This is a genomic window from Nonomuraea sp. NPDC050786 (genome assembly GCF_040654115.1).
GTDB lineage: Bacteria > Actinomycetota > Actinomycetes > Streptosporangiales > Streptosporangiaceae > Nonomuraea.
Map to the genome: position 1 here is coordinate 190547 of NZ_JBFAHJ010000009.1, position 12955 is coordinate 203501.

The 12955-nt window shown below is 70.0% G+C and carries 12 protein-coding genes and 3 tRNA genes; 8 read left to right on the forward strand and 7 right to left on the reverse strand.

Translation table 11 applies throughout. From position 1 onward, the window contains the following. Window positions 1-5: 5 nt before the first annotated feature. The 5 genes from AB0H84_RS19620 to AB0H84_RS19640 are packed head-to-tail and all read right to left on the reverse strand — an operon-like array spanning window position 6 to window position 5949. A complete protein-coding gene (locus AB0H84_RS19620) occupies window positions 6-1550 on the reverse strand; it encodes an alkaline phosphatase D family protein (protein ID WP_357605563.1) in 1545 nt (514 codons plus the stop codon). Between the two features lie 9 nt (window positions 1551-1559). Further along, a complete protein-coding gene (locus AB0H84_RS19625) occupies window positions 1560-2864 on the reverse strand; it encodes a sugar ABC transporter substrate-binding protein (protein ID WP_357605566.1) in 1305 nt (434 codons plus the stop codon). Between the two features lie 32 nt (window positions 2865-2896). Then, a complete protein-coding gene (locus AB0H84_RS19630; RefSeq protein WP_357605569.1) occupies window positions 2897-3706 on the reverse strand; it encodes a carbohydrate ABC transporter permease in 810 nt (269 codons plus the stop codon). 9 nt (window positions 3707-3715) lie between these two features. Next, window positions 3716-4651, reverse strand: coding sequence for a sugar ABC transporter permease (locus AB0H84_RS19635; protein WP_357605572.1), 936 nt, complete (start codon window positions 4649-4651; stop codon window positions 3716-3718). Beyond that, window positions 4648-5949 carry a glycoside hydrolase family 36 protein gene (locus AB0H84_RS19640; RefSeq protein ID WP_357605575.1) on the reverse strand — a complete coding sequence of 434 codons (1302 nt, stop codon included), beginning with the start codon at window positions 5947-5949 and terminating at the stop codon, window positions 4648-4650. The genes AB0H84_RS19635 and AB0H84_RS19640 overlap by 4 nt, the downstream gene beginning before the upstream one ends. Before the next feature lie 167 nt (window positions 5950-6116). Between AB0H84_RS19640 and AB0H84_RS19645 the strand changes: the two genes are divergently transcribed. Beyond that, window positions 6117-7271 (forward strand): ROK family protein, encoded by a 1155-nt coding sequence (locus tag AB0H84_RS19645; protein ID WP_357605576.1) that lies wholly within the window; start codon window positions 6117-6119, stop codon window positions 7269-7271. Here the strand turns inward: AB0H84_RS19645 and AB0H84_RS19650 are convergent. Beyond that, window positions 7268-8155, reverse strand: coding sequence for an AraC family transcriptional regulator (locus AB0H84_RS19650; RefSeq protein WP_357605579.1), 888 nt, complete (start codon window positions 8153-8155; stop codon window positions 7268-7270). The genes AB0H84_RS19645 and AB0H84_RS19650 overlap by 4 nt on opposite strands. A gap of 35 nt (window positions 8156-8190) precedes the next feature. Between AB0H84_RS19650 and AB0H84_RS19655 the strand changes: the two genes are divergently transcribed. Then, the gene (locus AB0H84_RS19655; protein WP_357605582.1) at window positions 8191-8970 is read left to right on the forward strand and encodes a phytanoyl-CoA dioxygenase family protein; all 780 of its coding nucleotides are present in this window, start codon (window positions 8191-8193) and stop codon (window positions 8968-8970) included. Here AB0H84_RS19655 and dusB read toward each other — a convergent pair. After that, on the reverse strand, window positions 8967-10079 hold the full coding sequence (gene dusB / locus AB0H84_RS19660) for a tRNA dihydrouridine synthase DusB (protein ID WP_357605585.1): 1113 nt from the start codon (window positions 10077-10079) through the stop codon (window positions 8967-8969). The genes AB0H84_RS19655 and dusB overlap by 4 nt on opposite strands. An 81-nt stretch (window positions 10080-10160) precedes the next feature. Between dusB and AB0H84_RS19665 the strand changes: the two genes are divergently transcribed. The 6 genes from AB0H84_RS19665 (at window position 10161) to AB0H84_RS19690 (ending at window position 12925) form a co-directional block, all read left to right on the forward strand. Further along, window positions 10161-10796: an amino acid-binding protein gene (locus AB0H84_RS19665; RefSeq protein ID WP_357605588.1), complete on the forward strand. Its 636-nt coding sequence runs from the start codon at window positions 10161-10163 to the stop codon at window positions 10794-10796. Between the two features lie 87 nt (window positions 10797-10883). Next, window positions 10884-10955: transfer RNA gene (locus tag AB0H84_RS19670), tRNA-Gly, on the forward strand. Between the two features lie 16 nt (window positions 10956-10971). Then, window positions 10972-11045 (forward strand) — tRNA-Cys (locus AB0H84_RS19675). Between the two features lie 2 nt (window positions 11046-11047). Further along, window positions 11048-11122 (forward strand) — tRNA-Val (locus tag AB0H84_RS19680). An 86-nt stretch (window positions 11123-11208) separates the two neighbouring features. Continuing rightward, window positions 11209-11592 (forward strand): VOC family protein, encoded by a 384-nt coding sequence (locus AB0H84_RS19685; RefSeq protein ID WP_357605591.1) that lies wholly within the window; start codon window positions 11209-11211, stop codon window positions 11590-11592. 112 nt (window positions 11593-11704) lie between these two features. After that, a complete protein-coding gene (locus AB0H84_RS19690; protein ID WP_357605594.1) occupies window positions 11705-12925 on the forward strand; it encodes a cytochrome P450 in 1221 nt (406 codons plus the stop codon). Window positions 12926-12955: the final 30 nt, after the last annotated feature.

Sequence of the window (12955 nt, forward strand, 5' to 3'; positions counted from 1 at the left end):
TCCTGTCAGGCGGGGTTGAGTCTGGCGGCGCCCGGCTCGATGACGAAGGAGCCGGAGGTGTAGGCGGGTGCGTACGGCTCGGTGACGCGCGACAGGGAGCGGAAGTCGACCTTCATCTCCTGCTGCGTGATCTTGGTGCGTACGTAGCCGCGGCGGCCGTTGAAGAACTTCACGTGCGGGTTCTCGTCCAGCAGGACCTGCGTGTTGGGGTATTCGTCCAGGCCGTTGCCCGCGCTCGTCACCGAGGTGGTGACCAGCTCCACGGCGACGGACTTCGACTCGGGGTCCTGGTAGTCGCGCTTGACCTCGCCCGCCCAGTGGGAGTGCACGTCGCCGGTGAGCACGACGGCGTTGCGCCGGTAGGTGTCGATGGCGGCCGCCAGGCGGTTGCGCGAGGCGACGTAGCCGTCCCAGCCCTCGTTCGAGTAGCCCTTGCCCGGGCCGTTCGTCCAGTCCATCTCCATGAGAAAGACCTGCTGTCCGAGCAGGTCCCAGGTGGCGCGCGAGCCCTTCAGCGCGCCGTCCAGCCAGGCCTCCTGGTCGCGGCCGAGGATCGTCCGGTTGGGCTCGAGGCGGTCGAGGCAGTCCGGGCCGATCGTGCCGCTCTTGCCGGTGCACGCGTACAGGTCGCGGTACTGGCGGGTGTCGAGCAGGTGCAGGTTGGCGACCGCGCCCCAGCGGATGCTGCGGTAGAGCCTGAGCGCGGAGCCGTCGGGCTTCTGGGCGCGGCGCAGCGGCATGTTCTCGTAGTACGCCTGGAAGGCCGCGGCCCTGCGCGCGAGGAACGGCGGGTCGGGCTGCTCGGGCACGTCGCCGGCCCAGGCGTTCTCGATGTCGTGGTCGTCCCACACCACGACCCAGGGGGCGATGGCGTGGGCCAGCTGCGACTCGGGGTCGGCCTTGTGCTGGGCGTGCCGCAGCCGGTATCCGGCCAGGTCGAGGCATTCGCCGCCGGCCTGGTCGCGGACCGGGTACTTGTAGTCGCCGTACTCGTAGATGTAGTCGCCGAGGAAGGCGATCAGGTCGGGCTGGTCCTCGGCCATCCTGCGGTACGGCGTGAACCAGCCCACCTGGTAGTCGGCGCAGGAGGTGAACGAGAGGTTCAGCGCCCGGCTGCGGGTGCCGGGGGCCGGGGCGGTGAGGGTGCGGCCGACTGGGCTGATCTCGCCCTCGGCCTTGAAGCGGTAGAAGTACTCGGCGCCGGGGGCGAGCCCTTCGAGCTCGACGTGGACGCTGTGGGCGGCGTCGGGGCGGGCGACCTCCGCGCCGGCCCGTACGACATGCCGGAAATTTTCGTCTTTGGCGAGCTGCCACTGGACCGGCACGGGGCGGCCCGGCATGCCGCCGAGTCCGTCGAGCGCGATCGGGTCCATGGCGAGCCGGGTCCACAGGACCACGCCGTCAGGCGTGGGCTCGCCCGAGGCGACGCCGAGCTGGAAGGGGTCGGAGAGAGGGGCGCGACGGGCCGCCGCGCGCACGGGAGCGGCTCCCAGTGCGGCGGACATGCCCAGGCTCGCGCCCCCGGCGAAAAGCGCACGCCGGGTGATCATGGGGGGTCCTTACTTGACGGTGGCGTTGCCCTCGGTGACGGCCTGGTCGGCGGCGGCCTGCGGGGTGAGCTTGCCGAGGTACATCTCGTTGAAGATCTGGTTGAGCTTCGTCTCGAAGCCGGTGAAGCCGGTGGTGATCGGCAGCGGGAAGGTCGAGCCCTGGGCCTCCTGCTCGAAGGGCGCGACGTCGATCTTCTTGGCCTTCCAGTAGTCGACGTAGCCCTGGCTGAGGCCGTTGAGGGCGGGGAAGACGTAGCCGCCGTCGGCCATCATCTTCTGCGGCTCCTGCGTGCCGAGGTACTCGGCCAGCTTCATGGCCTCCTTGGGGTGCTTGCTCTTGGCGTAGACGGCCTCGGCCAGGCCGTTCAGGTTGACCGAGCGGCCCTTCGGCCCCTCGGGCATGGGCGCCACGCCCATCTCGAACGTGGCCTCGGGCGCCACGAACGGCAGCAGCGCGTTGTTGGCGGGGAACATCGCGACCTGGCCCGCCTTGAACATGTCGGTGACCTTGCCGGTGGGCGGGTTGGTCTGGGTGGCGGGCGGGGAGACGTGGTGCTTGTTCACCAGGTCCACGCCGAACTGCAGCGCCTGCACGGACGCCGGGTCGTTGAAGGCGTACTTGCCGAAGGGCTGGTCGACGAGCTTGCCGCCGTTCGAGACGACCCAGTTCATCCACTGCGTCTGGTAGTGGTTCCAGGAGGCGAAGCCGTACGTCTTGACCTTGGCGGGGTCGAATCCGGCGTCGCCGGGGTGCTTGCCGGCCTCGTCCACGGTGAGCTTGCGCGCCGTGTCGAGGAGGGTGCCGCTGCCGTCGGCCGCCCAGGTCAGCTTCTCGGGCATCTCCACGCCGGCCTTCTTGAACAGGTCCTTGTTGTAGAGCAGGCCGACGATGCCCCAGTCCTTGGGGACGCCGTACAGCTTGCCCTGGTAGGTGAAGGAGCCGACGACGGTCTGGTGGTACTTCGCCGCGTCGACCTGGACCGGGCTGAGGACGCCCTTGGTGACGTACTCGGGGAACTGGGTGGGGGTCATCCAGAACACGTCCGGGGCGGTGCCCGCGACGACGTCGGCGGTGAGCTTCGTCCAGTACTGGTCGTACGGCAGCAGCTCGAGGTTGACGTCGATGCCGGGGTTGGCCTTCTCGAAGGCGGCCATGACCTTCTCGTAGCCGACCTTCTGCTGGTCGTCCCAGAGCCGGTAGGTCAACGTGACCTTTTCGGACTCGCCGCCGCCGCCCGAGCCTGAGCCGCACGAGGTGAGGGCGAGCAGGACGGCGCCGAGCAGCGCCCAGCGAATCGGGGGGTTGTGCAACATTCGCTGACCTCTTCTTACTTGAGACCGGGTTCTCACTTGAGTCCGGTGAGGACGACCGATCGGACGATGTGCTTCTGGAAGAAGACGAAGACGGCCACCATCGGCACCAGCGCGATGAGGCTGCCGGCCATCATGAGGTTGTAGTCGACGCCGATGCCCTGCTTGAGCGTGGCGATGGCCACCGTGATGACCTTGGTGTCGTCACCGCTGGTGATGATCAGCGGCCAGAGGAAGCTGTTCCACGAGGAGATCACCGTGATGATCGCCAGCGTGCCGAGCGCCGGGCGGCAGAGCGGGAGCATGACGCGGAGCAGGATCGTCAGCGGCCCCGCCCCGTCGATCCGCGCCGCCTCCTCCAGCCCGGCGGGCAGGGTCTTGAAGAACTGCCGCATCAGGAAGATGCCGTACGGGGTGCCGAGCACGTACGGGGCGAGCAGGCCGTACCAGGTGTTGACCAGCTCCAGCTCACGCATGATCAGGAAGAGCGGGATCATCGTGACGGCGCTCGGCACCATCATCGTCGCCACGAACAGCCAGAACAGCACGTCCCTGCCCCTGAAGCGCAGGCGCGCGAACGCGTACGCGGCGAAGGTGGTGAACACCAGCTGGCCCGCCGTCAGCAGCGCCGTCATCACGGCCGTGTTGAGCAGGTAGCGCGGGAAGTCCCCCGCCAGCATCTTCGCCAGGTTCTCCGCGGTCGGCGGCAGCCCGGGCAGCCAGGGGGCCGTCCCGCTCAGCTGCGCCTGGGTCTTGAACGCGGTCAGCACGACGAGCAGGTACGGGAAGACGGAGACGAACGCACCGACCGCGAGCACGGCGTACAGGAGGATTCGCTTGGCCATGGTCTTCTCTCAGCTCAGGTCGTAGGTGGTGCGCTTGCCGAAGAACCTGACCTGCGCCATCGTCACCAGGAAGATGATCAGGAAGAGCAGCGTCGACAGCGTGGCCGCGTAGCCGAAGTCGAACTCCTTGAACGCGGTCTGGAAGATCCTGAAGTTGATCACTTCGGTGGTGTGGCTGGGGCCGCCGTCCGTCATCGCGTACACCGTGTCGAACACCTGGAAGGAGCCGATCAGGTTCGTCACGCTGACGAAGAACATCGTGGGGTTGAGCAGCGGCAGCGTCACCCGCCAGAACCCCTGCGCCGGGGTGGCGCCGTCGGTCTCGGCCGCGTCGTGCAGCTCCTTGGGGATGCCCTGGAGCCCGGCCAGGAAGAAGAGCATGTTGTAGCCGGTGTACTGCCAGACGCTGACCAGCGCGACGGCGGGCAGCGCCCACGTCGGGTCGGACAGCCAGTCGGGGCCGGTGACGCCGACCAGGGCCAGGGCGCTGTTGATGGCGCCGTCGCGGGGGTCGAAGATCCAGCCCCAGACCAGGGCCAGGACGATGGGGGTGGCCATCCACGGGACGACGAAGAGCGAGCGGTAGAACCTGACGCCCTTGACGCGCTGGTTGAGCAGCATGGCCAGGCTGAGGGCGAGGACGGTCTGCAGGGGGATGCAGAGCAGGACGTACGCGATCGTCACGCCGAGCGAGTGCCACGTCTGGCCGTCGCCCGCCAGGCGGCGGTAGTTGTCGAGGCCGACGAACGTCGGGTCGGAGAGCAGCTCCCAGTCGAAGAGGCTGAGGACGAGCACGATGACCATGGGCAGCAGCAGGAAGGCCAGCACGCCGAAGAGGCTGGGCGCCACGAACAGGTACGCGTGCCAGCCGCTCCCCCGCCGGCGCCGCCCCTTCGCCACCTGGACGTCCGTCCCGAGGCTCCGCTCCGCGGTGTGGCTGGTCACGACGGGTCCGTCGCGGTCGGGACCATGAGCCGCCTGGTCGTCTCCAGGCCCCAGTCGTCCAGGGACGCGATGGGGTCGCTCGATCCGCGCAGCCCGCCCGTGCCGGCGATGTGCGCCGCCCACTCCTCCCGCGCCTCCACCTCGGGGCGCAGGATGATGCAGTCGGGGTCGTTCACCCACCAGCGGGCGTGCAGGAACTCGCGGGCCGCCCCGGTGAGGCGGGCTCCGAGCTGGGAGGGCTGGCTGATGTCGCCGGACTTGGGGTGCACGGTCGGCGCGATGTCCGGGCTGACCCGCATGATGTCCACCAGGCCGATGCTGGGCAGCATCGGGGCGCCGCACCCGTGCAGGGTCGCCGCCGCGCCGGCGCCCCGGCGGATCAGCTCCAGGCCGCGCCGGTACGCGGCGATCGGGTCGAGGTCCTCGTGCCGCTCGCCCGCGAGCGCTCCCGCGTAGACGAAGTCGAGCTTGAAGTGGCTGATCCCCATCGCGCCGAAGGTGCGGAAGACGTTCACCAGGTGCTCGGCCGCTTCGGGGTGGGTGACGTCGAGCACCGCCAGCTCCTGGTCCCACATGCGGCCCGCGTACGCGCCCCGGACCAGCCAGTCGGGGTGCTCGCGGAAGATCCGGCTGCGGTGACCGACGAGGAACGGCGCGGTCCAGATCCCGGCCCGCCGGCCCGCGCCCGTGACGGCGTCCACGGCCCGCGCCAGCGAGCCGAACTCGGGGCGTCCCTCCAGCCAGTCGCCGATCTCGGCCTCGTAGCCGTCGTCGATGAGGAACATGTCGGCGCCCAGGCCGAGTCGCTCGGAGAGCTTCAGGTTCTCGATGACGTCGGCGTCGGTGACCTTGTCCCAGTAGCCGTACCAGGTGCACCACATGGGGGGGACGGCGGGGAACGTCCGTTTTTCCGCCATGGTCTCCGCCCAGTCGCGCAGGGCCCGGTCCAGGCCGCCTTCCACGCGGTGGTGGCGTACCGGGCCGTCGGCGGAGATCACCAGGCGGCCGCCCTCCTCGCGCGCCCTGATCGACGGCACCTGGAGGGGGCTCGGCGCCGACCAGAGCTCGACGGACCCGTCGCCGGGCTCGACGGCCAGCAGCCCCTCGCCCTGGAACACCCCGCCGGGGATGGGGGTCTCGGGGCGGTAGGCGAGAATCTGGATGGTCTCGTCGGCGGGCCGGGGCGGGGTGTCCGTCAGGCGGTACGCGCCCGTGGGGCTCCACGACTGCCAGCCCTGCTCGAACACCCGGACCTCGCCAGGGCCGCGCCTGATCTCGCCGATGTCAGCGAAGGACATCCTGATTCCTCTCGACTTTCAAAGGAGCCCTTCATTAGTAGCACCGGCGCTCGCGCGGGGTCAATGACCGTCTTCTCCGGGTGATAACGGGAGATGTGCGGTGCGTGCACACCGGTGGATCGCTGGCATAATCTGTGGTTACAGAGGAGACCTACTTAAGGATGGCGATGGCGGACGTTCGCGGCGGCGACCTGTCCCGGCTGCGGCAGCTCAACTCGCTGACGGCCATCCGGGAGCTGCGCAGGGCGGGCCCGCTCACCCTGTCGGCGCTCGCCGAGCGCACCGGCCTGTCCCGGCCGTCCATGAAGGAGGTCACCGACGAGCTCATGGAGCTCGGCTGGGTGGAGGAGGTGCCGCCGAGCCCCGGCACGATGGGCCGGCCGGCCCGCCGCTACCGCTTCCGCGCCGACAGCGGCTATCTGGTCGGGGTGGACATAGGGGGTCACAACATCCGCGCCGCCCTGTCCGACCTGGACGGCGAGATCCTCGCGGAGACCCGCCAGCCGGTGCTGCCCGACGCCCCGATCGAGGAGCGCCTGGCGGCGATCGAACGGGCCGTCTCCGGGTGCCTGGCGCTCAGCCGTATATCGGTCTCCGACCTGTGGATGCTCTCGGTGGGCACCGTCGGCGTGATCGACGTCGAAGGGCGCGTCATCTACTCGGCCGCCGTGCCCGCCTGGCGGGACCTCGACCTGGCGGGCAAGATGCGGGAGATGTTCCCCTGCCAGGTGCTCATCGAGAACGACAGCCGCCTGGCCGCCATGGCCGAGACCAGGCGCGGAGTGGCCAAGGGCGCCCGGGACGTGGTCTTCCTGCACGTGGGCCGGCGCATGGGCGCCGGGCTGATCATCGGCGGGAAGGTGCACCGGGGGTTCGGGGCGGCGGCCGGGGAGATCTCGATGCTGCCCGAGGCCCGCTGGTTCGACCCCGCCGAGCACCTCAACACCTGCCCCTCCCTCCCCGAGGGCACCGCGCCCGAGGACGCGGCCGGCTGGACGCTGGCCGCCGCGCGCAACGGGGACCCGGCGGCGATCGCCGCCGTCGAGCGGTACGTGGACGACCTCGCGGTGGGCACGGCCGCGATGGTGCTCATCCTGGATCCGGAGATGGTGGTGCTGGGGGGCGGGTTCTCGCGCTCGGCGGACGTGCTGCTGGAGCCGCTGCGGGAGCGCCTGGAGCGCACCTGCATGCGGATGCCGGAGGTCCGCGCGTCCACGCTCGGCGACGAGTGCGTGGTGGTGGGGGCCATCGACTACGCCGTCGACCACCTGGACGACCAGCTCTTCACCCCCGACAAAGGGCCTCTCCCCGTCACCCGCTAACCGCCGCGGAGCCGGGCGCGGTAGTCGCGGGGCGGCAGGCCGTACTCCCGCTTGAACGCCCTGCTGAAGTGGAACGGGCTGACGAAGCCGGACGCCGCCGCCACCTGCCCCACGTCCAGGTCCGTCACCTCCAGCAGGCTCGCGGCGTGCCGTACCCGTGCCTCCCGGACGGCCTGCATCGGGGTGCGTCCGGTCTCGGCGGCGAACAGGTGGGCGAGGCGGGACGGCGAGAGCGCGACCGCGCGGGCCAGCGAGGCGACCGAGTGCGGCGCGCCGGGCTCGGCCGCGATGAGCGCGACGACCCGGCGCACCCGCTCGTCGCCCTCCTCGGTCCGGCGCGCCCCTTGCGGCCGGGCGGAAGCGGTGGCGAGCACGAGCACCTCCTCGACGGCGCCCAGCACCAGCTCCCGCGCCGGCCCCGCCACGACGACCGCGGGGGTCGGGGCCACGGGAGCAACGGGCGTTTCGGGGACCCAGCGGGCGTCCTGGAGCGCCCGCCGGAACGCCAGGCCGATCCGCTCGTGCACGCCTGCCGGCACTCCCCCGACCAGGTGACACCCGTCAGCGAGCGCGTACGGCCCCAGCCAGGCCCCCCACGAGGGCCGCGGCTGAAAATGCACCCACCAGAAGCGCCACCGCTCCTCCCCCGGCAGCACCCGGTAGTGCTGCGGCACCCCCGAACCCAGCACCACCAGATCCCCGGCACGGGCCGGGGCCGACGCCCCGCCCTGCTCCACCAGCCCCGCCCCCGCCTCCGTCCACAGCAGCAGCCAGCTCGGGGACCCGGTGGGGCGGCGCGTGGCGTAGCCGGGAGCCTTGTCGTAGTGGCCCACGATCGTCAGCTCGGCAGCAGGAACAGACAGGTCCTCAGCGGTCACAGGCATACCGTTCCACGATCCGTCTCCTTAGCGTGGGAGACATGAGGCTCAACGACTTCCACGATCAGGGATTCTTGCTGGTGCCCGGGCTCCTCGCTCCGGAAGAGGTGGCCGACCTGCGTGACGAGTTCATGGCACTGCACGCCAGGGGGCCGATCCCCGGGCATTTCGCCCCTCAGCCGCAGGAACCCGGCCGGCCGTACGACATTCTCCGTGACTACCCGCGGATCATGCACCCCCATCAGGTGAACGACCTGGCCCTGCGCTACCTGCTCGACTCACGCATCGCCGCGATACTCCGCGACCTCCTGGGCGAGGAGCCGATAGCAGCCCAGAGCATGTTCTACTTCAAACCGCCGGGCGCCAGGGGCCAGGCGCTGCACCAGGACAACTTCTACCTCCGGGTCGAACCGGGCACCTGCGTGGCCGCGTGGGTGGCGCTCGACCGGGTGGACCGGGCGAACGGCGGCCTGGAGGTCGTGCCGGGGACGCACCTGATGGACCTGTTCTGCCCGGAGGAGGCCGACCAGGACATCTCGTTCACCAGGGAGTACGTCCCGCCGCCGCCCGGCCTGGAGCGGGTGCCCGTGGACATGGACCCCGGCGACGTGCTCTTCTTCAACGGCAGCCTGGTGCACGGCTCGGAGCCGAACAGCACGGCCGACCGCTTCCGGCGCAGCTTCATCTGCCATTACGTCGGCCGCTCGGCCGAGCGGATCGCCGAGTACTACCCCACCCTCACGATGTCGGGCGAGCCCGTCCAGCTGGAGCCGGCCGTCGGCGGCGGCCCCTGCGGCACCGAGGTCACCGGTCCCCACTAACCCCCGGAGATGTCGGATTCGGCGTCGCCGTCGGGGAGCGCGCAGTCCCAGGGATCGTCCAGCCACCCGTCCGGGAGCAGCACCTTGGAGCGCTCCCCCGACTTCCCCCGGGGCGTGTCCGTGTTCGGCGGCCACGGCTGATCGTGCTCCAGCTTCGCCAGCCCCTCGCGCAGCCCGTCGAGCGACTCGGCCGTGGCCAGCTCCCGCCGCAGCTCGCTCCCGACCGCGAACCCCTTCAGATACCACCCGACATGCTTGCGGAAGTCGGCGACGGCGTACCGCTCGATGTCGAAGCACGCGGCCAGCCCCTCGGCGTGCCTGGCCATCACCTCGGCGACCTCGCCGAGCGTCGGCCGCGCCCGCTCGGGGCTGCCGTTGAACGCGTTCTCCAGGTCCTTGAAGAGCCACGGCCGCCCCAGGCAGCCACGCCCGACGACGACGCCGTCGCATCCCGTACGCGCCACCATCCGCAGGGCGTCGTCGGCGCACCAGATGTCCCCGTTCCCCAGCACGGGGATGTCGGCGACGGCCTCCTTCAGCCGGGCGATGGCCTCCCAGTCGGCCACGCCCCCGTAGTGCTGCTTGGCCGTACGCGCGTGCAGCGCGATCGCCGCGACCCCCTCCTCGGCCGCGATCCGCCCGGCGTCGAGGTACGTCAGATGATCGTCGTCGATGCCCTTGCGCATCTTCATCGTCACGGGCAGCGGCCCCGCGTTGGCGACCGCCTCCCGCAGGATCCGCCGCAGCAGATTCCTCTTGTACGGCAGCGCGGACCCGCCACCGCGCCTGGTCACCTTGGGCACGGGACAGCCGAAGTTCAGGTCGATGTGGTCGGCCAGGTCCTCCTCGGCGATCATTTTGACCGCCCGCCCCACGATGCCGGGGTCCACTCCGTACAGCTGGATGCTCCTGGGCCGCTCCGACTCCGCGAACCTGATCATCCGCAGCGTCTTGGGGTTGCGCTCGACCAGCGCGCGCGTCGTGATCATCTCGCACACGAACAGCCCCGCGCCCTGCTCCCTGCAGAGCACGCGGAACGGCGCGTTCGTGATGCCCGCCATCGGCGCGAGCACCACCGGCGGCCATACCTCAATCGGCCCAATCTTCACTCCGACAGTTGTAGCGCAGGTCGGTCCGTAACGGGTATTCGCGGATAGGCTGTTATTTTGGATCGTCGCTGGAGGGGACGGATGCTGCTTCGCGTGCGCCTGGCGCTGCCCGACAGACCGGGGTCCCTGGCACAGGTGACCAAGGTGCTGGGCGTGGCGGGGGCCGACATCACGCAGGTGACCGTGCTCGACCGGGGCGCCGGCTCGGCCGTCGACGACATCACGATCTTCTGCCCGGAGAGCACGCCCAGGCAGGCTCTGATCAAGAGCCTGGAGACGGTGGAGGGCGTCGCGGTCGAGGGCATCTGGACCACCAGGGAGGCCCCCGGCACCTACCCCGAGCTGGAGATCCTCAAGTACATCACCACGGCGGGCGACCGGGCCCTGACCACGCTCGTCGACTCGCTCCCCGTCCTCTTCAGCGCCGACTGGGCCGCCACGACGGCGGGCGATCGCGTCCTGTACGCGAGCTGGCGCGCCCCGAAAGACCTGGCCGTCCCGGAGCAGACGCCCTCCCGGCCGACGGCCCTCACCCTTGAGGACGGCCTCCACGTCATCCATGCCCCGCTGCCGCCTCTGGCCCTCTCCCTCATCCTGGCCCGCTCGGAGGGCCCGGCCTTCCACCGCATCGAGGTCCACCGCCTGACCCGCATCCTGGAGATCTTCCTCAGCCTGCCCGCCACGGAGCGCAGCGTGGCCCGGCAGCTTCGCAAGTAGGGCACACTTCGCAACCTGCCGTGGACCGCTGAACGCGGCTCACGGTGAGCATCTGGTCGGCAAACGCGCTAGAGTTATCGAAGCAACGCGGAAGTGGCTCAGTGGTAGAGCATCACCTTGCCAAGGTGAGGGTCGCGGGTTCGAATCCCGTCTTCCGCTCGGAGAGGTTCGACTCGGTGGAGTGGCCGAGAGGCGAGGCAGCGGCCTGCAAAGCCGTCCACACGGGTTCAAATCCCGTCTCCACCTCCAAGGGACGATTAGCTCAGCGGGAGAGCGCTTCCCTGACACGGAAGAGGTCACTGGTTCAATCCCAGTATCGTCCACCATGCAGAAAGAGAGCCCCGGGCCATAAGCCTGGGGCTTCTTGTTGTTCCCGGCCTGGGAGCGGCTCTGGGTGCTGCAGAATGCCTGCATGGTCTCTTCAGTGCAGAATGTGGCAATCGATTGTGCGGACGCCTACGAACTCGCCCGGTTCTGGAGCGAGGTAACCGGCTGTCCCATGGATCCCGAGGCCCGGCCCGGGGATGAGGAGACGCAGGTTCTGCTGCCACAGGGACCGCTGCTCTACTTCAACCAGGTGCCGGAGCCCAAGAGCGTCAAGAACCGGCTCCACCTCTGCCTGCGTCCGGAGACCTCGCGCGAGGAGGAGATCGACCGCCTGCTGGGGCTGGGCGCTTCCTTCGTCACCGACCGCCGCGGCCCCGATGGCATGGGCTGGGCCGTTCTCGCCGACCCCGAGGGCAACGAGTTCTGTGTCCTCCGCGGCGAGGCCGAGCGGGCGGCGACGACTCCGTGAGGCCGGTAACCATTGCGTTACCGATCACTTCGCCCTGTTTGCTGGGAGATCACAACGGATATCTGATGAGGGCGCTTGTCGCTTAGCAGCCCCATCCACGCAAAGGGTGTAGATGACAACAACCCTCCCTTCCTTCCCCGCTGGGAACGAACCGCCCCTCGACACCTGCGTCCGGCTCCGGGAGATCGGCCCCGTGGTCCAGGTGGAGTTCCCCGGGGGCGTGCCCGCGTACCTGGCGCTGACCCACAGCGCCGTACGCGAGATCCTCGCCGGGGACAACACGACCTTCCTCAGGGATCCCCAGCACTGGCCCGCCCTGTACGACGGATCGATCCCCGAGGACTGGCCGCTGCGTGCCATCGTCCAGGGCGGTCACCTGTCCACCAAGGACGGCGACGACCACAGGCGGCTGCGCGGCCTGGTCGGCAAGGCGTTCACGCCGGCCCGGGTGCGCGCCCTGGAGCCGCGGATCCAGCAGATCGTCGATGGCCTGCTGGACGACGTGGTGGCCGCCGGTGACGGCGTGGACCTGGTTCCGGCCTTCACCGAGGCGCTGCCGATGTGGGTGATCTGCGAGCTGTTCGGCGTGCCCGCCGAGGACCGGCTCCGGCTGCGCAACTGGACCTCCACGCTGCTGGCGCACACGACTCCGCCGGAGGTCGCGTTCGAGACGCAGAACAGCCTTCAGGCCTACCTGCACGCGCTGGTGGAGCGCAAGCAGCGCGAACCGGGCGACGACCTCACCTCCGGCCTGGTCCAGGCCCGCGACGAGGGCGACAAGCTCACCACCGACGAGCTGGTCGGCGTGCTCTGGCTGATGCTGGTCGCCGGGCACGAGACCACCGTCCACCTCCTCGGGCACGCCATCGTGGCGCTGGCACAGAACCCCGGCCAGCTCGAGCTGGCCAAGGCCGAGGGCCGGTGGGACGACGTGGTCGAGGAGACCCTGCGCTACCGCCACTCGGTGATGATGACCAGCTTCCGGTTCACCGCGGAGGACGTGACCATCTCCGGGGTGCGCATCCCCAAGGGCAGAGCGGTCGGCGTGGTCTACCAGTCGACCGGCATCGACCCGGAGGAGTACGGCGACACCGCGGACCAGTTCGACATCACCAGGAAGCAGAGCGGGCACCTCGGGTTCGGCCACGGCCCGCGGTACTGCATCGGCGCGCCGCTGGCCCGGCTGGAGAGCCGGCTGGCGCTCGAGTCGCTGTACCGGCGGCTGCCGGAGCTCAGCCTGGCGATCGATCCGGGTGACATTCCGTACTCCCCGTCGTTCTTCACGGTCGGACCGCTCTCCTTGCCGGTGAACCTCGGTTCCGTGCGGTCCTGACCTACCGTCGTCGATCCCGGTGGCCCGCGG

What these genes read in the sequence shown, in the direction of transcription:
- AB0H84_RS19620 (WP_357605563.1), bottom strand. Translation starts at nt 1,550, where the DNA reads ATGATCACCCGGCGTGCGCTTTTCGCCGGGGGCGCGAGCCTGGGCATG.
- AB0H84_RS19625 (WP_357605566.1), bottom strand. Translation starts at nt 2,864, where the DNA reads ATGTTGCACAACCCCCCGATTCGCTGGGCGCTGCTCGGCGCCGTCCTG.
- AB0H84_RS19630 (WP_357605569.1), bottom strand. Translation starts at nt 3,706, where the DNA reads ATGGCCAAGCGAATCCTCCTGTACGCCGTGCTCGCGGTCGGTGCGTTC.
- AB0H84_RS19640 (WP_357605575.1), bottom strand. Translation starts at nt 5,949, where the DNA reads ATGTCCTTCGCTGACATCGGCGAGATCAGGCGCGGCCCTGGCGAGGTC.
- AB0H84_RS19645 (WP_357605576.1), top strand. Translation starts at nt 6,117, where the DNA reads ATGGCGGACGTTCGCGGCGGCGACCTGTCCCGGCTGCGGCAGCTCAAC.
- AB0H84_RS19650 (WP_357605579.1), bottom strand. Translation starts at nt 8,155, where the DNA reads ATGCCTGTGACCGCTGAGGACCTGTCTGTTCCTGCTGCCGAGCTGACG.
- AB0H84_RS19655 (WP_357605582.1), top strand. Translation starts at nt 8,191, where the DNA reads ATGAGGCTCAACGACTTCCACGATCAGGGATTCTTGCTGGTGCCCGGG.
- AB0H84_RS19665 (WP_357605588.1), top strand. Translation starts at nt 10,161, where the DNA reads ATGCTGCTTCGCGTGCGCCTGGCGCTGCCCGACAGACCGGGGTCCCTG.
- AB0H84_RS19685 (WP_357605591.1), top strand. Translation starts at nt 11,209, where the DNA reads ATGGTCTCTTCAGTGCAGAATGTGGCAATCGATTGTGCGGACGCCTAC.
- AB0H84_RS19690 (WP_357605594.1), top strand. Translation starts at nt 11,705, where the DNA reads ATGACAACAACCCTCCCTTCCTTCCCCGCTGGGAACGAACCGCCCCTC.